24 protein-coding genes are annotated in these 21821 nt (G+C 41.0%); 7 read left to right on the plus strand and 17 right to left on the minus strand.

Annotation, left to right across the window (positions count from 1 at the left end):
- The first annotated feature begins 543 nt into the window (after positions 1-543).
- Together ACGF63_RS10260 and ACGF63_RS10265 are read left to right on the plus strand one after the other, a co-directional pair.
- A complete protein-coding gene (locus ACGF63_RS10260) occupies positions 544-1419 on the plus strand; it encodes a LysR family transcriptional regulator (RefSeq protein WP_239002360.1) in 876 nt (291 codons plus the stop codon).
- The gene (locus ACGF63_RS10265; protein ID WP_387630513.1) at positions 1352-1687 is read left to right on the plus strand and encodes an EamA family transporter; all 336 of its coding nucleotides are present in this window, start codon (positions 1352-1354) and stop codon (positions 1685-1687) included. The genes ACGF63_RS10260 and ACGF63_RS10265 overlap by 68 nt, the downstream gene beginning before the upstream one ends.
- Positions 1688-2137: 450 nt before the next feature.
- Here the strand turns inward: ACGF63_RS10265 and ACGF63_RS10270 are convergent, their stop codons facing one another.
- The 12 genes from ACGF63_RS10270 to apt all read right to left on the minus strand — a co-directional run bounded on the left by ACGF63_RS10270 (position 2138) and on the right by apt (position 14184).
- On the minus strand, positions 2138-2485 hold the full coding sequence (locus ACGF63_RS10270) for an AfsA-related hotdog domain-containing protein (RefSeq protein ID WP_239002362.1): 348 nt from the start codon (positions 2483-2485) through the stop codon (positions 2138-2140).
- 51 nt (positions 2486-2536) lie between these two features.
- A complete protein-coding gene (locus ACGF63_RS10275; protein WP_239002363.1) occupies positions 2537-2728 on the minus strand; it encodes a hypothetical protein in 192 nt (63 codons plus the stop codon).
- 23 nt (positions 2729-2751) lie between these two features.
- Positions 2752-3360: a hypothetical protein gene (locus tag ACGF63_RS10280; protein ID WP_387630517.1), complete on the minus strand. Its 609-nt coding sequence runs from the start codon at positions 3358-3360 to the stop codon at positions 2752-2754.
- Positions 3361-3715: 355 nt separating this feature from the next.
- Positions 3716-5026: an inosine/guanosine kinase gene (locus ACGF63_RS10285; RefSeq protein ID WP_152962515.1), complete on the minus strand. Its 1311-nt coding sequence runs from the start codon at positions 5024-5026 to the stop codon at positions 3716-3718.
- Between the two features lie 98 nt (positions 5027-5124).
- Positions 5125-6228 carry an LPS O-antigen length regulator Wzz(fepE) gene (wzz(fepE), locus tag ACGF63_RS10290; protein WP_036842496.1) on the minus strand — a complete coding sequence of 368 codons (1104 nt, stop codon included), beginning with the start codon at positions 6226-6228 and terminating at the stop codon, positions 5125-5127.
- Between the two features lie 170 nt (positions 6229-6398).
- Positions 6399-7382: a ferrochelatase gene (gene hemH / locus ACGF63_RS10295; RefSeq protein WP_036843446.1), complete on the minus strand. Its 984-nt coding sequence runs from the start codon at positions 7380-7382 to the stop codon at positions 6399-6401.
- Positions 7383-7559: 177 nt separating this feature from the next.
- A complete protein-coding gene (gene adk / locus ACGF63_RS10300) occupies positions 7560-8204 on the minus strand; it encodes an adenylate kinase (protein WP_152962516.1) in 645 nt (214 codons plus the stop codon).
- A 184-nt stretch (positions 8205-8388) separates the two neighbouring features.
- Positions 8389-10281 (minus strand): molecular chaperone HtpG, encoded by a 1893-nt coding sequence (gene htpG, locus ACGF63_RS10305; RefSeq protein ID WP_387630580.1) that lies wholly within the window; start codon positions 10279-10281, stop codon positions 8389-8391.
- 282 nt (positions 10282-10563) lie between these two features.
- Entirely contained in the window at positions 10564-11169 is a 606-nt protein-coding gene (recR, locus tag ACGF63_RS10310; protein WP_152962518.1) for a recombination mediator RecR, read from the minus strand.
- A complete protein-coding gene (locus ACGF63_RS10315) occupies positions 11169-11498 on the minus strand; it encodes a YbaB/EbfC family nucleoid-associated protein (protein WP_036842491.1) in 330 nt (109 codons plus the stop codon). Before ACGF63_RS10315 ends, recR begins: the two co-directional genes overlap by 1 nt.
- 55 nt (positions 11499-11553) lie before the next feature.
- A complete protein-coding gene (dnaX, locus tag ACGF63_RS10320) occupies positions 11554-13536 on the minus strand; it encodes a DNA polymerase III subunit gamma/tau (protein WP_387630523.1) in 1983 nt (660 codons plus the stop codon).
- A 96-nt stretch (positions 13537-13632) separates the two neighbouring features.
- The gene (apt, locus tag ACGF63_RS10325; RefSeq protein ID WP_387630526.1) at positions 13633-14184 is read right to left on the minus strand and encodes an adenine phosphoribosyltransferase; all 552 of its coding nucleotides are present in this window, start codon (positions 14182-14184) and stop codon (positions 13633-13635) included.
- A 144-nt stretch (positions 14185-14328) separates the two neighbouring features.
- Here apt and priC point away from each other — a divergent pair, with 144 nt between their 5' ends.
- Both priC and rsmS read left to right on the plus strand, forming a co-directional pair.
- Entirely contained in the window at positions 14329-14871 is a 543-nt protein-coding gene (gene priC, locus ACGF63_RS10330) for a primosomal replication protein PriC (protein ID WP_387630529.1), read from the plus strand.
- Positions 14872-14892: 21 nt separating this feature from the next.
- On the plus strand, positions 14893-15060 hold the full coding sequence (gene rsmS / locus ACGF63_RS10335) for a pleiotropic regulatory protein RsmS (RefSeq protein ID WP_070974618.1): 168 nt from the start codon (positions 14893-14895) through the stop codon (positions 15058-15060).
- A gap of 118 nt (positions 15061-15178) precedes the next feature.
- On the opposite strand, the gene ACGF63_RS10340 is transcribed toward rsmS, so the two are convergent.
- Positions 15179-15616, minus strand: a complete 438-nt coding sequence (locus ACGF63_RS10340) for a DUF1284 domain-containing protein (protein ID WP_152962521.1) — start codon at positions 15614-15616, stop codon at positions 15179-15181.
- A gap of 129 nt (positions 15617-15745) precedes the next feature.
- On the opposite strand from ACGF63_RS10340, the gene ACGF63_RS10345 reads away from it, so the two are divergent.
- Positions 15746-16510 (plus strand): hypothetical protein, encoded by a 765-nt coding sequence (locus tag ACGF63_RS10345; RefSeq protein WP_387630532.1) that lies wholly within the window; start codon positions 15746-15748, stop codon positions 16508-16510.
- A gap of 31 nt (positions 16511-16541) precedes the next feature.
- On the plus strand, positions 16542-17447 hold the full coding sequence (locus ACGF63_RS10350; protein ID WP_036842480.1) for a DMT family transporter: 906 nt from the start codon (positions 16542-16544) through the stop codon (positions 17445-17447).
- On the opposite strand, the gene ACGF63_RS10355 is transcribed toward ACGF63_RS10350, so the two are convergent.
- The 4 genes from ACGF63_RS10355 to acrR all read right to left on the minus strand — a co-directional run bounded on the left by ACGF63_RS10355 (position 17444) and on the right by acrR (position 20482).
- Positions 17444-17992, minus strand: a complete 549-nt coding sequence (locus ACGF63_RS10355) for a biotin transporter BioY (RefSeq protein ID WP_036842477.1) — start codon at positions 17990-17992, stop codon at positions 17444-17446. The two genes, ACGF63_RS10350 and ACGF63_RS10355, sit on opposite strands and share 4 nt — an antisense overlap.
- Before the next feature lie 38 nt (positions 17993-18030).
- Entirely contained in the window at positions 18031-18660 is a 630-nt protein-coding gene (locus tag ACGF63_RS10360; RefSeq protein ID WP_036842475.1) for an energy-coupling factor transporter transmembrane protein EcfT, read from the minus strand.
- Positions 18657-19331: an energy-coupling factor ABC transporter ATP-binding protein gene (locus ACGF63_RS10365; protein WP_036842473.1), complete on the minus strand. Its 675-nt coding sequence runs from the start codon at positions 19329-19331 to the stop codon at positions 18657-18659. The genes ACGF63_RS10360 and ACGF63_RS10365 overlap by 4 nt, the downstream gene beginning before the upstream one ends.
- Before the next feature lie 509 nt (positions 19332-19840).
- Complete coding sequence (gene acrR / locus ACGF63_RS10370) at positions 19841-20482, minus strand: multidrug efflux transporter transcriptional repressor AcrR (protein ID WP_036842471.1); 642 nt, start codon at positions 20480-20482, stop codon at positions 19841-19843.
- Between the two features lie 129 nt (positions 20483-20611).
- Between acrR and ACGF63_RS10375 the strand changes: the two genes are divergently transcribed.
- Complete coding sequence (locus ACGF63_RS10375; protein ID WP_036842470.1) at positions 20612-21805, plus strand: efflux RND transporter periplasmic adaptor subunit; 1194 nt, start codon at positions 20612-20614, stop codon at positions 21803-21805.
- Positions 21806-21821 lie beyond the last annotated feature (16 nt).

Genomic DNA, 21821 nt, shown 5'->3' on the forward strand with positions numbered 1-21821 from the left:
GCTGTACCATCGAAACTAGAGTAGAAAAACTCTAATCTATGTATTGATACTATGCACAAAATATGAAATGGCGAATCGAATGATGGAATATTGCAGAAACATCTTACCTTCAATCCACATATAACTAATATTAGGTATTTTACTGATATAGTTAAAAATAGTCATCACCAAAATCACTTTTTTATGAAAGATGATAGTCATATCGCTTTAATGATGAAAAATTCCAAATAAAAAATTAAATGTAAAAATGCAGCATAAAAAATTTAATTATACAAAATTATTAGATAAAAAGATTAATATCAATATATCCCATCATAGCGACAATGTTACAGCGTCTTTAAGTGACTAAACTTAATTGTTCCACTACTACTGCCATGTTAAGTAAATTCGCCCATTGAATTAATTTAATAGTTAATTAATTCCAATTAATAACAAAGAGTAATTATTTCTCTTAATATAATACATAGATAAGATTAAGCTGATACCAATCACTATAATCGCTTCGATCTTATTACATCTTGGAAACGGTGCTGAAATATAAAAATGAATTATTTAAATAGAAAACTTCCTACAATTAAACAATTACAATGCTTCCTCGCTGTTGCTCATGAATTAAACTTTCGTCGGGCTGCTGAACGGATGCTCATGACTCAACCCCCATTGACTCGGCAAATCCAGTGCTTAGAAGAAATGCTCGATTGTTCTTTATTTACCCGAAATACTCATCAAGTTTATTTGACTGAGGTGGGCGTTCAATTTGAAAAACAAGCTAGAGAACTTATAAACCAATTGGGTCATTTGGTCAGAGAAATAAATAGAGAAAGTTGTACAGTAAAAATTGGAATCACACGTACGCTAGATTCCAGCCTCATTCCTTCCATTTATCCTGCCTTTAAATTACTAGACGATACAAATGTAATATCCTCTCATCAATTGATCTCAAAACAATTACTGCAAATGCTAGGAAGTGGGAAGCTGGATATTGCCTTAGTAGGTGAAAAACCTCTTAGCCATTTACAAGAATTTAGTTTTTACTGGCTTTATCGTGAACCGTTAATGCTAGCTCTTCCCTCCTTCCATCCTGCAAGCCTTAACGATAGAGTCTCACTAAAGGATGTAGCTGATTTACCTTTATATTGGTTTTCACGTAAAGCGAATCCTGGCTTCTACGGTAAATGCGAAGCCTATTTTCAAAAGTTACCATTTCCCTTGAAGCGAATACCAAAACCTGATGACTCATTGATCATGTTGGCTAATATAGCCAGAGGGAAAGGAATGGCACTGATGCCACAGTCAATGTGTGTATCAATGCGCAAAGGCCTGTGCTATCGCAAGTTAGATAAGTCAGACAATGATATTGGCTATTATTGCCATTTTTGTGGAATCACCGGTTCCTTCATTATTCTCAGGAAAACTTGAGAGTCATCTGGCGAGTGTCTACATGGGGATCGCCGGTTCCGTTTTTGCCTATCTTTTTTGGAATATAGGTATTGCTACTAGAGGACCAGGAAAAACAGCGATATTTTTCAATTTCGTTCCAATTTTTGCTCTTGGTATACAAGTAACGATGGGGGATATTCCAAGTTTAGCGCAAGTTATTGGAATAATTATCACCATTGCAGGGGAGCTTTTAGGACAGGGGGTGGTTACTTCGTGGTTTATATCTAAAGGATTGCCGGCAAAATAATAATCTACAATAATTAGTTGTTTGTTTTCTAGGGGGTTTGGGAAAATGGAGATATACTGCCCCCCCGTTTTCTCAAAACCTGATGGGTAACTGCTGTAATTAAAATGGTAATTCGCTGAAATTTAATTAGTTACCGTTGCTTTTCAAACACGGTTTGATGAATCGTTATCTCCCTGATTACCTGATAATGACAGAGAATACTCAAGTTATGCCAAACCGAGATTTAGTTGAATCAATAAAAACTATCCCTGAGATTCTAGCCTTGCTTGATATCCTCCCTTTCCTAAAGCATAGGTATCTACACAAATTTCGCCAAAAATGGTACCGATATTCAGTATGCATTCAATTTTTCCATCGCCGGGCTCAACGCCCAGCTCAACCGTCGATATCAATCTTTGGTTAAACAACCTATGACTTCTGCCACTTCCGATCTAAGTTTGGCCGTACTTTTCAGGCATACACATTTTCCTCAACAGCTTGTGTGCTTATGTATTGAGTCTGCAAAATAGCCTTAGTGATTTCGTTAGCCATGATGACATAATAAGACTGTCCTACTTTATCTGACATATAAAATTCTTCTGTCACAGCTATAAAAGTCTGACGGCAAGCCTCAATTAAAATCATCCCTTGAATATGTTGTCCAGTTTGGTGGTCAGCCATTAACTCACAACGTTCATCAATTAATAGTGGTAAAGAAAATAAATTTTTATTCACTTTCTCTGCAACACCTATCACCGTATTATGTGTTATTTTTTTATGGGAGTATTCATTTTTCCTCGAAACGGTTAACTGTTGCAAAGTAGTTAGGTCTATTTCGTTATTATGGCACTGGTTTCTCTTCTGATTATCTCATATTTTTTCTGCAAAATCATATCTTATTCCCTGACCAACAATAAACTGCTTATTTATATCAATAATATGAGCAGGGATTTGTGTAATAAGATCCAATTGGCTAATGGTAACGACATCTTTACCATTGGCAAATGCATTAAATTTGTCCCCTACAACGACTATTTTTTTACACTCTGCTGTATTTTTCATTTTCGCTACCAGATTTTAAAACATCAAGAAATAGAACGATAAATACGTGTATAAAGACCACCATTTCCACCTGTAATGTAGTTATCCCCAGCTTGCTGGATAATGTTCAGATAACGTTCATTGGTAAACACTTCTAAATAGCTTTCTTTATCTACATTAAATGCCGAAATAAACATAACACCAGGTTGACCACTAATCAGAGAGTGGTAGGCTTCAAAACTGGTAATTTTTTCTTTATTTTCCCGCACTACATTAAAGATTGTCTCTTCACGCCATTGACGGTATTGTTTATAATTTTCTGCCGGTACTTCTACATGGCGAAGTCGAATATATTCTGTAACAGGAAGATCATCTTCCGAGTCAATTGACGCTTCAACAAATTTTACCAATTCACGGCGAATATCTCCGCTTAATATTGAAGAAAAACTCTTAAATGCCGATTCTAATTCGTTTTCACTTTCGCTTATTTCATCAATAGATGAAAAAAAACGAAGTTCTAATAATTCATTAATTCCCTGTTCATCTGAAATAAAATATTTTTTATTATTTTTATTTTTCAATGTATTGAACTTATGAGTGTCAGTTTGTTCTTTTAATGGAAAACGTGTAATAATTACGTATTTCGCAGACATTTTAAATTATCTCGTTGTTTATATTGGTAGTCGCATAATAAAGATTTTATTAAGTTATGAAATTGTTATTTTTGTGATATATTTATTATATTAAAAGTTTCATAATATAATCTCTGTTCCATTTAAGAACGGTCATTCCGGGAGTCAGTAGATACGGCCGCGATGTCTTGAATATTCTATCTGAGAAATATTTTCTAGCATTACCCGATCCTAAAGAAGTCAGTCTTTTCCTGTCATTCCATTACGTATGTTAGTGATCAATGTAATCTATTCCGTTTAGAAAAAATACGACTGTAAACTACAGCCGTATTAAATTACGCAATGATGAATATAATGAGTTGATATTATTTAATCATTACCGTTCCCAGTAAGACTCTTCCAGACTATCTTCTTTTTCTGGTAAACCACGGCTTAATCTTGGTGAATGCTGACTCAATACCTGATAACTAACTCTGTTTGCATATTTACAAACCTGAGCAAGTGATGAATATGTTAGGTAAGTACGAATATGCTTACTGGAATTAGGCACATTCATTCTGTGATGGTTGTTAGCGGTTATATCATGTAATAAAGCAGATAAAGCACCATCGCCTGCACCATTAGTATTCATAATTTTTTCTGGCCCGCCCATATAAGGTTCAATATGGGAGTAAACTTTCATTGGGATTTGGCAATCAGATTTTCGCATAGCGCGGCTGAATTCATAACGGTTAAATTCAGCAATAGCACCTGGTAGCAGTGGGTGAGTTGTCTGACGCTTATAATCTTCTTCCGTATACCCCGCCATATATAATCCCGCAGGACCAGCGGTACACAAAACTAAATCAACCCAATCCAGAGCCATATCTGAAGCCAATAACGGATCACTGAAACCAGTAAGCTCATAAGCTTCATCTTCATTCATTGCCAGAACAGAAATATTCTCAACCAGGAAATCACGCCACCATTGTGGATCATCAGCAATAACATATTTTGTCCCCAAAGTCAGAACGACAGGTACATTGTGTTTTTTCGCATATTCGATGGCCTTCATTGTTGCTTTTGGCATCGGTTCCCCTGGCTTGCAACGAACCAAATAAGCGGTCAATACCAAGGCCGAAGCTTCAGCGATAATCTGCTCAGGAATATTCTCCGGTTTTAATTGATTCATTTGTCCAGGACTAATGGCAAAAGTCCGTTCACCATTTTCTGTTACCAGCGTAAAACAGCGGCCAATTGCGCCATCCACACCTTGTAAATAATTTAGATCAGTTCTGCTGGAAGTATTACATAAGTAGCGGTAAGCATAGCTGCCAATCTGAATGTTATTACACATTGTGCCCAGTAAGACGGAACGATCATCAGCCAAAACTGAATAATTATGTAAAGTATTTCCGATAGTGCCACCGGCAAATTCGTGGCTGATAAGATTGTTATCCGTCAGTTCCCTATACAAGGTTTCAGCTACATCATCTTCAATAACTAATGAGTGTCCCTGGCTGAGGTGATAACGCCGGATAAAATCTTCGTCTACTTTCGCTTCAATATCCACTAATATCTGATCGATACCAACAATATAAGCTCGGTTACTCTCACCATCCATCATTTCTTTAATTGGCTGGAGTAAAGGATCACGCAGACTGACGGGAAAATAGTGTTTTGATTTACGTTTACCAGGGAATTTCATATTTGATTGATGCTACAACGCGAAAAGATGCAGCATGTTAGCACAATAAAAACTGACAGGCAGCAAGTGTCATTACGACACCGGCTGCCAGAGAGAGATTAAGCTACTTTCTGACGACTGCGCGCCACGTGACGAATCAGAACAAACATTACCGCCAAGATCAAACCGATAAAGACACTGCCTACCAGAATAAGCAGACGTTTAGGCGAATCTTTCGCCGTTGGTTCATAAGGAGCCTGCATATATTTGAATGGCTGGAAGTTAACTTTATCTATTTTAAGTGATTTAAGTTCATTTATATAGAACATGCGGTTACGTAAATCACCATCAATCAAAGATGGATCTTTGATCTCTTCGGTAATTTGCAGCTTGCGTTGTAATGCATCAGCACCCAAAGCAATGGAATAATCTGGATCATCTTTGATCATTGCTCCTTCGCTGGAAATAGGCTTTTTAATTCCCGCTGAATTGGCGATAGATAATGAATATTTCAATCGTTCAATATTAGCTCTCTGTATATTATGAACACGGTTCAAATCAATTGCATACAAACCTTCAGAGTAGGCAAGCTTCTGTTTCACCATATCACTCAATTCACTTTCCAACTGATCATGAACAACAGACGACACATAGCTGATATAGCCATTTAGCAGGTTATATGCATCCTCAGCAGTTCCGGCACTGAAAGCCAGTTTAGTTTCACCACTCTCACCCTCTTTTTCCACTTTTGAAGAAGATGAAATATTATTATTCACAATCTTTTCAATCAGTTTTCTTTTTGCAAGTGGTGAGTGATCATCTGATTCAGCTATCAGATTTTTAAAATATTCTGTATTAACCAGATATTCTTCTCGTAAAACACGTGAATTAAAATTATTTACAAAATTATCATACAGTGATGATGAAGTTACCGATGATTGTAAGCTTAAAACCTCTAACTTAGTCAGGATATTTTTAAGTGGCTGTATTTCTTCAAGTTGAGGTTGAATAACTGAAGCTGAACTGGTCCATTTTTGTGGCATAAAAGATGCTGCTGTAAAACCAATAACAGCAAAAATGATAGTAACAGCAATAATCAATAACTTCGATTGAACTAAAACAGAGAATAACTCAAACAAATCAATTTCATCGTCTTGTTTTGAATTATAATAATTAAAATATTCTTCACTGGAGTTAGTGCTTTTAATCGGTTTAATACTCATTATTTATGTCCAAATTCAAATATGACTGTTGCTAACTATTCTACAAAACATCATCCCACTGAGCCCTTAGTTTATATCCTGAAAAACTGGGCGGAAACAGCTCGGATAGATAGACTCCCGCGTGAGAATATATCATTAAAGAGTCATTTAATCCTAATGATAGATTAATTCTATATACTATTCGTTTTGCTTCTGACAAACCTGCTCACCAACGCTTCCAGCAGAAAAAGATGATTACTATTGTCGTTAAGCGCAGGAATATATTCACATTTCTTCCCACCAGCATTCAGAAATATCTCTTTATTTTGCTGTTTTATCTCTTCCAGCGTTTCCAAACAATCGGACGAAAAACCAGGACAAAGTACCTGAATATGCTCTATTCCCTGATCAGGCAATGATTTCATAGTTTGATTAGTGAATGGCATCAACCAAGGTTCACGACCAAATCGCGACTGATAAGTCATCATTACCTGCTCTGCTGGATAGTTAATTGTTTGCTTTAGCAACTGAGTTGTTAGTTCACACTGTTCAGAATAGATATCACCTGTATCAACAAAACGCCGTGGAATGCTATGGTAAGAAAATAGTAATCTGTCCGGCTTGCCATGCTCACGGAAACTCTGCTCAATAGTCTCTTTCAATGCAGAAATATAGGCCGGATGGTCAGCATAGCTACGGATAAAGTGAATTCCAGGGATAGTGCGATATTTCTGCAATATTTTACTGACACCATCAAACACAGCCGCAGAGGTAGAACAGGAATACTGGGGATAAAGTGGCAAGATAATCAACTCTTCAACATCCTGTTTGAGCAGATTATCAACTGCCTGCTCAAGCGATGGAGAACCATAACTCATTCCCAATTCAACAGGAATATCTGCCAGTTTTTCTGCCAGCAATTTCTGCTGACGACGGCTATATACTAACAAGGGAGAGCCTTCATCAGTCCAAATTTTCTGGTACAACTTTGCCACACGTGAAGAGCGAAAAGGCAAAATAACGCCATATAGTATTGGAATCCAGATAAACCTGGAAAAATCGACAACTCTTTTATCACTCAGAAACTCAGCTAAGTAACGTTTTATAGCCGCAGTTGTCGGTCCATCAGGAGTACCAAGATTAACTAATAAAACGCCATACTTACCACTACTCATCATGCCGATTCCCTATTGCCTTCTCTGGTGAAAACCCTAACATAATAGAATACAGATGGAAATCATGTTTATCTATCAAAACAATAAATAAAAACCGACTGATTTACCTGAAAAAGTAAGGAAAAAAGATAATATAAGGCAGCTTATAAGCCGCCTTTTAAATATCAATGCAATTGATTAACCCAGAATGTTGGCTAATTCTTCGCTAACTTCAGATACCTTGCGAGTGCCATCAATTCTGAAATACTGGGTATTACCTGTTTCAGCTTCTTTTTGGTAATAAGATACCAAAGGAGCAGTCTGTTGATGATATTCAACTAAACGTTTACGCACGATATCTTCATGATCGTCTTTACGAATAGTCAATTCTTCACCGGTAACATCATCCTTATTTTCCACTGCCGGTGGATTAAATTTGATGTGATAAACACGGCCAGATGGCGCATGTACACGGCGTCCAATGATACGTTCAACAATCAGTTCATCAGGAACATCAAATTCCAAGACATAATCAACATTAATACCGGCTTCTTTCATTGCATCAGCCTGAGGAATGGTACGAGGGAACCCATCCAACAAGAAACCATTGCGGCAGTCATCTTGTTGGATGCGCTCTTTTACCAAAGCAATAACCAGTTCATCAGTAACCAGCTTGCCATTGTCCATCAACTCTTTTGCTTTTAAGCCCAATTCTGTGCCAGCCTTAACCGCAGTACGCAGCATATCGCCGGTAGAAATCTGAGGGATCCCATATTTCTCCATGATAAATTGCGCCTGAGTCCCTTTACCGGCGCCCGGAGCGCCCAGCAGAATAATACGCATTGCGTAAGTCCCCTTGCTAGTTAGTTTTTATATTTGTAAGAAAACGAGTCACCATACCATTTGGGACGGGGTTCGCTCAAGAAAACAGGGAAACGATTTCGTGATATTTTTTTGCAAAAAATAAACCACGCCTCATTTCACTATCGGAGGCGTGGTTTACAATCGTTACCAAGAAATAATTAAATCAAGCTTTTTCAGACAGTAATAGCTGATTCATACGGCGAATAAACTGGTTCGGATCTTCCAATGTGCCACGTTCAGCAAATAATGCCTGATCGAGCAACAGTTCAACCCAATCCGCGAATTGAGCTTCATCACTGACATCAGAAGCCAGTTTTACTAATTGATGATCAGGATTCAGTTCAAAATTGTATTTAACATCCGGCACTTGTTGACCCGCCGCAGCAAACAATTTCGCCATCTGAGTGCTCATTTCATCCGCATTTGTTGTCACAATTGCCGGAGTGTCCGTCAGACGGTGAGTCAATTTAACCTCTTTTACCCGATCGCCAAGTAATGTTTTCACACGCTCAACAAACGGCTCAAGTTGTTTTTCAATTTCTTCCTGTTCAGCTTTGTCTTCATCTGCCAGTTTATCCAAAGATTCATCAGCTTTACTGACTGATTGGAATTTCTTACCATCAAAATCAGTAAGGTATCCCATCATCCATTCATCAATGCGCTCTGACAGCAGCAGAACTTCAATACCTTTCTTACGGAACAGCTCCAGATGAGGGCTATTTTTCGCCGCAGCATAACTGTCTGAAGTGATATAGTAGATTTTATCCTGACCTTCGGTCATCCTACTGACATACTCTTCCAAAGAAACTGTCTGTGCAGAACTGTCATTATGAGTAGAAGCAAAACGCAACAATTTAGCGATAGCTTCTTTATTCGTATTATCCTCTGCCGGACCTTCTTTCATCACCAGACCAAACTGCTGCCAGAATTGCTGATATTTTTCTGCGTCATCTTTCGCCAGCTTATCCAGCATCTGCAATGCACGTTTAGTCAACGCATTACGTAAATTACGGGTAATAGAATTATCTTGCAGAATTTCGCGGGAAACGTTCAGCGGCAAATCATTGGAATCAATCAGGCCACGAACAAAGCGCAAATAGTTTGGCATAAACTGTTCTGCATCATCCATGATAAACACGCGCTGAACATACAATTTCAGCCCGTGCTTATGCTCACGGTTCCACATATCCCACGGAGCCTGAGAGGGAATATAGAGCATACTGGTATATTCCTGTTTACCCTCTACGCGGTTATGGCTCCAGATCAACGGATCAGTAAAATCATGAGAAATATGTTTGTAGAACTCTTTATATTCTTCATCTGTAATTTCAGATTTACCACGAGTCCACAAAGCCTGAGCTTTATTAATCTTTTCCCAAGTTACTGTATCTTCTTCACCCTCTTCTTCGCTCTTATTTTTAGTTTCAATTTCAACTGGCAGAGCAATATGGTCAGAGTATTTACTGATAACAGAACGCAAACGCCAGTCATTCAGAAAGTCATCTTCCCCTTCACGTAAATGGAGGGTGATCTCTGTACCACGAGTTTCTTTTTCAATATCAGCGACAGTATAATCGCCTTCACCAGCGGATTCCCAGAATACGCCCTGATCAATTGAAGCACCGGCAGCACGGGTACGTACCGTGACTTTATCAGACACAATAAAGGCAGAGTAAAAACCAACACCAAATTGACCAATTAACTGGCTGTCTTTAGCCTGATCTGAACCAATAGATTCCAGAAAAGCTTTTGTTCCTGATTTAGCAATAGTGCCAAGATTATCAATGACTTCATCACGGGTCATACCAATGCCATTATCACTGATCGTGATAGATCTCTTTTCTTTATCAAAAGAGAGGCGAACCCGTAGTTCACCATCATTTTCATAAAGTGCTGGAGCGGATAATGCGCGAAAACGTAATTTGTCAGCCGCATCGGAAGCATTTGAGATTAACTCACGAAGGAAAATCTCTTTATTGGAATAAAGTGAATGGATCATTAATTGCAGAAGTTGTTTTACTTCAGACTGAAATCCACGGGTTTCCTGACCTTTCATACTCATTTGTTACCTCAATCTAAATCCAGTTCAGACAGATAAAATCAGACGATAGTATGCAGATGGGGATAAATAAGCCGAGTTTCAAGTTTGATTATTCAAAAGAGTATCAAATAACGCGAATAAGTTAGATATTTAAATAGGTTATAACCATAGCGGAATGGATTGAGAGGCGAGCGCCACATAAATGCAGCGCCTCAACATCTTTACGATTTGATCTATACAGGGTATACAACCGTATTCTTTTCCAGCCAGATAAAACGGCAAGACATTGACAGAAAATCAATAAGTAATCTTCTGCCGCCCAGCAAGTGAATGCGACAAAGTTGTACCATCTACCATTTCAAGCTCACCACCAACCGGTACACCATGCGCAATGCGGCTTGCTGTTACACCATACTGAACGCATATTTCTGCGATATAATTGGCCGTTGCCTCTCCCTCCACTGTCGGATTAGTCGCCAGAATCACCTCTAAAATCTCTTCAGTGGAGAGGCGTTCTTCAAGACAATCCAAACCAATATCCATCGGACCAATACCATCCAATGGAGATAAATGCCCCATCAACACAAAGTAGCGCCCAGCAAACTGCCCAGTTTGTTCAATAGCATGAATGTCCGCAGGGCTTTCAACCACACAAATTTGACCATTTTGCTGACGACGTGGATTAGCGCAGATCGTGCACTGTTCCTGCTCGGTAAAAGTCCGACAATATTTACAGTGTCCAATTTCCGACATCGCCTTTGTCAATGCCTGAGCCAAACGCATTCCACCACTACGATCACGCTGTAACAGATGAAAAGCCATCCGCTGCGCAGATTTAGGACCAACTCCTGGCAAGCAGCGCAATGCTTCCATCAAGGATTCAAGGAGAGGACTGGTTTGCATCAGAATGGCATCTTAAAGCCCGGCGGCAGTTGCATTCCGCTGGAAACGCTTGCCATTTTCTCTTTCTGAGTTTCTTCAATGCGGCGGGCTGCGTCATTGAATGCAGCCGCAATCAGGTCTTCCAGCATCTCTTTGTCATCTTCCATCAGGCTTGGATCAATCTCAACACGACGGCAATTATGAGCACCATTGATAGCCACTTTAACCAGACCTGCACCAGATTCACCCGTCACTTCCAGATTGGCGATCTCTTCCTGCATTTTCTGCATCTTGTCCTGCATTTGTTGGGCTTGTTTCATCAAATTGCCCAAACCACCTTTACCAAACATAGTTTTCTCTCTTCGCTATGGCTACATCGTACAACAGGTACAGATTGCAGCGCGGTTAGACCGGCCGGATACTCTCTTCATCCAGTTCAGCATCAAATACCTGCCGCAATGTCTGAATAGTTTTATCCGCAATAATTGATTGGCGAGCTTGTGCCAATTTTTCTTCATAAATGGCTTGTCGCCACTCCAGTGGAGTTTTCTCCTCCGGATTATCATCTTCAATAATGCTGAATTCAATCGTTACACCGTACAACTCGCTTAAAGCCTCCGCTAATGATTTTTGTGCAAAAACGGAATTAAGATGACGCTGACTTGAACGCAAGTGTAGACAGATATTATTAACACTAATCTGCTCTTTAAACGCATTTAATGCTAATTGTTGCACCAGTTTAGGAATTTTAAGTTTATCAACTTCCGCTGCCCATGCATCTCTTTGTTTGGATTCTTCAGCTAATTTTTCTGCCAACTCCGGCGTTTTCTCATGCTCCAGAGCCGTTCTTAACGCCTTTGGCGTAGCAACATGGGTTTCTGGTTTTTCTTCAATATTCTTGGCTCGCCAACGGTAGGCCTCTTTTTTCTCAGGTTTTTCTTCCTGCATTTTAGCTATTGATGACTGAGGTCGCTGCCCTGACACTACGGCAATCCGCTCCAGTGCCGAGGTTGCCGGCCTCGCCTGAACAGGCGTAGCCGGTTTAGGCTTTTTTGGTGGCGTTTGCTCTTGTTGCCGGGATAACACACTCCTTGCTTTCAGCAACTGCGCTGTTGGACTTGATGCAAGTGCCTGAGGTATCTGAGGTTCCGGCTGAGAAACGCTGCCCACTGATACTTGCTCATCAATAGGGTAAGCGGATGGCGTATTGCCCTGATGATTATGTTGCGACTGTGCTGCAATTGATGGGATAGCCGCAGGATGTCCATGCACAACCGGTGCAGTAACCTCTTCAATGACTGCTTTTGGATGAAATGCCAAAGCTCTGAGCAGCGTCATTTCAACACCCATCCTGCGTTCCGGTGCATACGGCAGATCTCTACGACCAATCAGTAGAGTTTGATAATAAAGTTGCAAATCTTCCGGTGAAATTGCTTTTGCCAATATCCGCAAACGGCCTTCAATGGAAGAAGAAGCGATTTCTGGTTGAGAAGGTAATAACTGGATCATTGCAATACGATGCAGTAATGAAAGAATCTCTACCAGCAAATTCTCCCAATCAACCCCCCGTGAAGCGGCTTGTTCCACCAATGCCATAACCTGCTGACCGTCAGCCCGAATCAATGATTCTATAATTGATAACGGCTGTTCATCATCCAACGTTCCTAACATCAGGCTGACTATTTCAGTTGTTACCTCGCCTTGCCCCATCGCGATAGCCTGATCTGTCAGACTCAAAGCATCACGCATACTGCCATCAGCAGCACGGGCCAGAAGCTGACGGGCACGGCTGTCACTCTCCAGATGTTCAGCTTTAAGAATATGTTCGAGCTGATCGCTTATCTGATCAACATTCAGCACTTTGAGGTGAAACTGCAAACAACGGGAAAGGATAGTTACCGGCAATTTTTGCGGATCAGTGGTTGCCAGTAAAAATTTCACATGCTCAGGTGGCTCTTCCAGCGTTTTCAATAATGCATTAAAGCTGTGGCGGGAAAGCATATGCACTTCATCAATCAGGTAGACTTTGAAACGCCCACGTGCTGGAGCATATTGCACGTTATCCAGCAATTCACGCGTATCTTCAACTTTAGTACGGGAAGCAGCATCAATCTCAATGAGATCGACAAATCGCCCTTGCTCAATTTCAAGGCAATTAGCACATTTACCACAAGGCTTATCAGTAATACCTGTTTCACAATTTAGCCCTTTGGCAAACAAACGGGCGATTGTCGTTTTCCCGACACCTCTGGTACCGGAAAACAGGTAGGCATGATGGAGCCGGCTATGGGAAAGACCATTAGCCAGCGCAGTCAAGACATGTTCCTGACCAATCACATCAGAAAATATTTGTGGGCGCCACTTACGGGCAAGTACCTGATAGCTCATTGATACCGGGAAAATTGAATATAATTGGGTACCATGCTAACACAGCCCCACTATAGACAGCGAGGCCGATATGTCAGTAATACGAAAATAAGCAGATTAATGGCCTGGGAATTCCAATAGAGTGAAGCTGTTCACGCCTTGTTTTTGCAGACGCTCACTCCCTCCCAAATCAGGTAGGCCAATAACAAAGGCAGCTTCAGAAACTTCACCATCTAAATGACGGATTAAGCGAACAGTTGCCTCAATAGTACCACCCGTTGCCAGCAAGTCATCAACAACTAACACCTTATCACCTTCTTTGATGCTGTCCTTATGTATTTCCAGTGTATCGGTGCCATACTCTAAATCGTAAGTTTCACTCAATGTTTCACGAGGTAATTTACCTGCTTTACGGACAGGGATAAAACCAACACCGAGACGCAACGCAACTGGAGCTCCAAATAGAAAACCGCGCGCCTCAGTACCCACAATTTTTGTGATTCCTTTGTCCTGATATCGTTCTACCAGAAAATTAATTGTTGCCTGGTAGGCAAGAGGGTTATCCAATAAGGTCGTGATATCACGAAAAAGGACCCCAGGTTTAGGATAATCAGGAACAGTTTCAATACTGTCTTTAATAAATTGCAGTTGCTGCGCGTTTGCGGTCATAATCAGTGCCAGTGAGTAGAACAACGAGAGTGCTAAAATCTATGCAAACTGATAAAAAAAAGCAACTGATGAACATGCATCAGCCTATTTTTTGTCGTTCCAAGTTAATTCTGCTTCGCAAAACATAATCATCGCAGGGTATAAATGAGTACACAACCGTTATTAAATTTACTCGAAAAACAGGTCAATATACTGGCAGAAGAGCTCACACCTCTGGCAGATATCCCATTTTCCACTGCCCGATTTGATCAAACTTTGTTCAATCGACGCAGCGATAAACTCCGGGGTTACCTGCAAGAAGTCAGGCATAACATGGAACAACTCAAAGAGTGTGTTCAGGATAACCGAACGGAACAAGTCGCATTTCTGACCGAGCGTTTAGTTGCTCAAATGGAAGCATTAAAGCGTGAATTGTCTACTCAATCACTGAGAAAAAAAGAGCACAGGTTCGAACATAAACAACAAGCTACTGACCTGTATCACAAGCTGGCTGAACATCAAGATTATGAACGCCGTCTGCTCGCAATGATCAATGATCGAGAGCTAAGATTGAATCAACAAACTACACTGAGTAATCAACAAAAAATACAGAAAGAGATCGCAGCATTAGCCGGAAGACTAGCGCGTTGCCGCCAATCTCTGACGCGAATTGAAAAATCAATCGAATATAAAGAGAACATGGATTAACGACTCAGATGAGGAAGTTTTATGTCAGTCGAACACGCACCACCTGAAGTTCAGCTTGCTGTTGATCTGATCTATCTATTGGAATGCAATGAAATCGCACCTGAAATTGCACTCGCTGCACTGGAAATAGTCAAACACGATTATCAAGCAAAATTAGCGAAGCAGGCACAATCTGCGAAGGAATATTGAGCGGTTTATTGCAAACATCTCGTAGAGACTCCGTCGATACCATAAAAGATCTACATTAGTTAGTCTTAAAGTTTGCTCTCACGCATTCGATCAACCGTTGCAAAATGGCTTGATGTTGTCATTTATTCCTTCCATTGCTGAATTTAAGAAACGTTGAGGCATAATCGTCCGCAGCAATTCGAGTGCAAAGCTGCTCCCATTCACAGCCTACACAGGCAGATCTTACGATCCTACGGTTAAAAGCCCATCGAGCCTGTTTTAAATAGGTTTCGTCGAGCCTCAGTATATGACCCACCTCAACTGGTCGGCCCATAAGAGCACCAATAGCCTCCAAAGCATGACTATCCCGGACGATGACACTCTTGCCCAAACAATGAGGATCATCTTCTCCAAGCAAAGGAGCACAAATATCATCTGGCCCTTCCACAATCAGGATATCTTCGTTCTGAATTCGGGGAATAATCTTATTGTAGTTTTCAATAAAACTAGGGGAATATCCGTTGCCCGCGTAGGTAAGAATACACAGGAGGTGATGACCTCTCAGAGATATTGTCATTGTTGCGTTCCTGAGTGTGGAGTACAGCCAAGTGTTGCATTATTATACAAACAATGTTATATGATTGACACTGACCTTCAATAGATCAATTTTTCTAATGAAAAGAAAATAAACTAGGAATCGGCAATCATGTCGTCAAGGTGGGCATCCAAAGAGCTTATCAAATTATCATCAGAAAGCTTGCAAGCAATCATAGATAACAAGATTCCGGCGGTAATGATAGATGATTTTGCAACTACAGAGGAATCAGTACAGCTTTCTACAGCAATACTGAGCATGAAGGCAAAGCAATATGAATTCGGCAGGCCAGGATTTTACCTGGGAAATCCACTCTCTCATTACCGTGATCGCCCAAAAGAAGAGTATTTTTCTCAAGTTAGCGCCGCTGAACAAGAGCGTACTCAAGTGATCAATCAAGCTTTTGATCCAATTGTTCGGTTCATGCGACACATCAATCACGATACAGATTTCAGCATTTCGATCGCGGAAGAACCGGGGTTTGGTCCCTACTTTGCCGGTATCGTCCGTATCATCTCCGGTGGTTCAGATCTACATGTGGACTACGCCCCTACTTTTGCGAAAGGCAATTTATCTATCGGAGATATATCAACTCAGCTCGCCTGGAACCTCTATGTTTCGTCTCCTTCACAAGGAGGGGAAACAGTAATCTATAATCAGCCATTCAAGAGTACTGTTGTTGATAAAACATATAAGCCATATGATAGTTCTCTATTAACTGATTGCGAATCTTTCACTTTCCGGCCTCAAGTTGGTTCTGTCGTCATTTTTAACACCAGTAATCCTCATATCGTCCTGCCAGCGAACGGTAATCGGATTGCAACAGGCTCCTTCATCGGTCTGTTAAATGAAAAAAATCTGATCTTATGGTCGTAATCCATTTCAATAAGATGTTTGGAATCTGAGCATGAAGACCGCCTTTTCTTACTCTACCGTTGTTCTATATGTCGTGACGATCATTACGGGGGGAACATCGTGGTATGCGGCAAAATTGCAATTAACTGATGTTTCACCTGTAATATCCCTGATTTACCGTTTTGGATGTGCGTCGGTATTGCTGCTTCTGATTACTGCAATTTCTCGGGAAAGACTCACATATACCTGGCGCGAACACCTCTCTTTCGCTGCACTTGGAGCATTCGGGTTCGCTGTCGCATTCTTACTGATTTACAAGGCTGCGGCCTTAATCACCACCGGTTTAATCGCCCTTACCTACTCTTCGGTCATATTATTCAACTCTGTGAATGCAATTCTCTTCCTACGGCAATCAATTTCATGGACAGTTCTGGTCGGTGCTATGGTCGGTCTGACTGGGATAATTTTGGTCTTCAGCCCAGAATTTTTAAATAATGAATGGAATTGGGCGGGATTCGGTTACGCTATCACAGCAACCCTCGCGTTCTCATTCGCCAACATTTGCGCAGTTCAGTTACAGAGAAAGGGGGCCACTGTTCTCCCAATGACAGGCATTTCTATGGGATATAGTGCCATATTCTTGCTCGGCTATGCCCTTTTAACTAAACAAACGTTTAACTTTGATCCATCACCAATCTACGTAACATCTCTATTCTATTTGATCCTGTTTCCTTCAGTGATTGGGTACACAACGTATTTCGCCGTCGTCGGTCGTTTAGGTGCGGGACGAGGGGCCTATACTATGCTTCTCGTTCCGCTTGTAGCCTTAGCGATCTCCAGCGTCACAGAGGGCTATCGCCCAACCGTTTGGGCCATAATCGGCACAATAATGACGCTTAGCGGCAATTATTGGGTAATCACAACCAAATATCAGCCCGCAGTAAAGACCGATACTTAAGAACGTGATTCAAGAGTCGGGTAGGCCCGGCGAACGGTTTTCGCAATTAAGATAACCAGTACGATTTTAATAATATCTCCTGGAATAAATCCAATCGAACCTATGGCTGCTTGCCAGAAGCTGATATTGGCAAATGCCGCAACCCATGGAATACCTATCACGTAGACAATCACAATTCCACCAAAGACAAGAAATACAGCTTCTTTAAAGGTATTTAGTTTTGCAAGATTCCACTCATACAAGTAGCCGATAACAAAAGCGGCAATCGGCCACGCCAAAACAAAACCGCCGCTTGGACTGAAAAATACCCCCAATCCTCCCATACCTCCCGCCATTACCGGTAATCCAACTGCAACAAGAACACAAAAGAGCAATAATGCTAACCCCCCTCGTTTCGCACCAGCAATAGCGCCAGCAAACATCGCTCCCATTGATTGGGCTGTTATCGGAACGCCTATAACAGGAAGAGCCAATGGTGGGAATAAACCCAGTGTTGCGGTTAGCGCGGCAAATAGTGCTATATAAACAATATCTTTCGTGGACATTTAATCCCCCCTTTTTCAATAAAGCCACAAACTAGGTTTTATTTGCTGCTCAATTTCTTTCTCTCAAACCCTGGATCGTAAGACCGAGCTTCAATAGCAGCAGAAATATCATCTGCCATTTTGAGAGTTCGCACGATAACGGGTACGGCAATTGCTATGACACTCTTATCGAGACCTCTTGCTTTCTGCGCCTCCCGTACTTCTTCTGTAATTGACGCGAGAACAGGAATAAACCGCAAGGCAAGAGATAGAGCCAGGCTCACTTTTCCTGGATTGATTCTAAAATAATACAACCACCAAAGACCCTTTTCCAATGCGTCGATCATGTCTGAGGAACGAGTAGTAAGGGTGACAAGCGAGGCCAACAGCAAAAGTGAGGCAAGACGAACGACTACAAGTACACCGGCAGTCCAATGATGTAGAAACACTTGGACTATAAAAATAAGCGCGAAGATCCACATAGCAGGTCGTAGTTGCGCCCAAGCAGTTCTTAATGAGATTCTGGCTAACAAGTATAAAAGTACGATACCTGCCAACGCTGCCATAGAAAGATCGATACGCGGAACGATAAAGAGTAATGTCCCCAGAATGAGCAAAGAAATAATTTTGAACCCAGGGCTAACTCGATGCACAAGTGATGAACCAGGATCATATCCAGACAGGCTCATGACATCATCCTTACATATTCAGGAATAGCAACAGAGGGAATGTCATCAACAACCACACGACCATCATCAAAAACGAGCACGCGGTCAAACCCCGCCAAAAACTCAAGATCATGAGAAACTATGATCACAGTTTGAGATAAGTTATCGATTGCTTCAGCAACACGACGCTTGTTGCGTAAATCCAGTAAAGTCGTAGGCTCATCGAAAATGATGTAAGCAGGTTCCATCACGAGAACACCAGAAATTGCCAGGAGTTGTTTCTGACCGCCACTCAAAAGATGGGCTGGATACTCCCTAAACTGAAGTAATCCATATCGTGAAAGTACCTCCTGCGTTCTTTGCTGAATTGTCTCCTTGGTAAAACCGAGATTTTTCATTCCAAAAGCCAAATCCTCTTCCACAACTGGAAAGACAATCTGATTATCAGGATTCTGGAATACAAAACCAACCTTGCGCCGGATCGCTTTACCCTCCGTTCTGGTATTCAGGCCATCCACCAAAACATCACCACATTTCGGTACCAGTAATCCATTAAGAAGACGCGCAAATGTACTCTTGCCGCAACCGTTGCTACCTATGACGGCAATTCGCTTTTCGTTCAACTGCAAATTTAAGTCTTTCAATACCACACGCTCTCCGTAATCATGTGTTACATTTCGTATTTCCAGCATAGATGGTTATCCCTCAACAATTGTGACTAGCTACATAACACGGCACCAACTTAGCACTCTATCTGACTGCAAAATCCATAGGGAAAATTCAACCAACGTAATGACCCCAACACCACAAAATAAATATAACTTATTGATATAAAATAATTTAATCTCTTAGGGTCTAATTCCCCGCCCCTTGGGGCGAACTACTCTGTAGTTGGCCATTGGTTTGATACCCCGCTGCTTGCGGCGGGGTTGTTCATTAAATTTTCACTGAATTTAAATAATACATTTTTCTCAGACAGAATCTTCGGCATTTGTTTTAAGTTATAGTTTTTCTTTGGTCACTATCCTACAAGGCCAGCAGCAGCAATATCCGATATTAGAAATAATTTCGGCTCAGTTCCTAAGTTTTATTCCTTGTATATAGCAGTAGATAAACAAAGAGCATAAGATAATGACTTTTGACCATTAGCCGCATTGTTAGCAATTACCAAAATAGAATTTACCTCTATTATTCTGGTTTTTCATTTTTCTGTGACTTTCATATGCTCACTATATTTAAGCATATCGATAAAACTATCCACTAACGGTTCAGCTTCTTTCTGAATATCAAAACTGTCTGGTGCAAATAACCAATTCTCCAGCAAACCCGTTATCAACCCTCTCAGCATGATAGCAGCTCGCCGCAGATTAAGATTATAAGGAAGCTGACCTGGTGCAATACAGTCGGAAAGCGACTCTTCAATACGAACATAGTCTGCAACACACAGTTCCTGACGAACTGCCACCAAAGCAGACATTTCACCAACAAACTCACATTTGTGGAAAAAAATCTCCATCAATAGCCGGTTTTTCGGATCGTCAACGACCGACATCAGGATATGAATTATTAAAGTTCTTAAAATCAGGAGTGGATTATTAGGATATTTTCCTTGATACTCTTTTTCTAATTCGTCAATCTTAGAATCTGTTATTCTACAAGCTTCGGAAAACAGGTCTACTTTATTTTTAAAGTGCCAGTAGATTGCACCTCGGGTTACTCCAGCCGTTGTGGCAATATCTGTCAGTGAAGTAGCAGAGACACCGCGCTCAGAAAACTCTTTTATAGCTGCGTCTATAATCTGTTGCCGGGTCTCCTCAGCCTGTTGTTTAGTTTTTCGTGCCATATACTCTGTTTTTAACCTGAAGCTGATTTACATACATTCATGTATGTTTGTATTATAGCATGCTGCTATTAATGGAGTAGTGGTTTTACGTATTGAAAGGTCAACATCTAAAAATATTGAGGTTTACTTATGCGAATAAACAGGGGAGTTTTGCCTCTGGCTACAGTACTGGTACTCTCAGGCAGCTTAGCTCTTTCAGGATGTAACGACAAAGACTCTCAGCAAGTTGCTGAAAATCAACAGGCCCCTGAAGTCGGTATCGTGACGCTGAAAACTGAACCTCTGATGGTCACAACTGAACTGCCAGGCCGAACATCAGCCTTCCGTATTGCGGAAGTTCGTCCACAAGTAAGTGGCATAATTCTGAAACGAAACTATAAAGAAGGAAGTGATGTAAAAGAGGGGACTTCTTTATACCAGATAGATCCAGCAACTTACCAGGCTGCCTATGACAGTGCTAAAGCTGATTTAGCTAAAGCTCAGGCCAATGCAGAGATAGCACGCCTGACAGTGAACCGCTATAAGCCACTGTTAGGTACAAACTATGTTAGTCAGCAGGAGTTTGATAAGGCCAGCGCTGACTCCGCACAAGCGAATGCTACGGTACAAGCAGCAAAAGCGGCTGTAGAGACTGCCCGTATTAATTTGGCATACACCAAAGTTACAGCACCGATTAGCGGTCGTTCCGGCAAATCGACTATAACTGAAGGTGCTCTGGTTTCTGTTGGTCAACCAACAGCACTGACAACCGTTCAACAGTTGGATCCAATTTATGTGGATGTCACCCAGTCAAGTGATGATTATCTGCGCCTTAAAAATGAAATCACCAAAGGTATTGTGCAGAAAGAGGGGAGTAAAGCTAAAGTTCACCTGGTTATGGAAGATGGTAAAAATTACAGTGAAACAGGCTATCTGGAATTCTCCGATATCACTGTAAATGAAACAACGGGTTCTATCACTATCCGTGCGATATTCCCTAACCCAAATGAAAAATTGCTACCAGGTATGTTTGTTCGCGCAAAACTGGAAGAAGGTATTCGTCGGGATTCAATACTGGTTCCCCAGCAAGGAATTACCCGCACACCTCGTGGCGAAGCTACTGTCATGGTGGTCGGTAAAGACGAAAAAGTCGAACCACGCGTTATCACGGCAAGCCAGGCTATTGGTGACAAATGGCTGGTAACTTCCGGTCTGAAAACAGGTGATCGGGTTATCGTTACTGGTTTGCAAAAAATTCAACCTGGCATACCAGTTAAAGCAGAAGAAGTGGATTTAAATGCAAAACCTGCTACGAACCAAGCTGAACCTGCAAAAAAGTCTTAATTAAGGAGTCGGTGAT

The organism is Photorhabdus sp. RM322S, from assembly GCF_042879395.1.
Classification (GTDB): domain Bacteria; phylum Pseudomonadota; class Gammaproteobacteria; order Enterobacterales; family Enterobacteriaceae; genus Photorhabdus; species Photorhabdus khanii.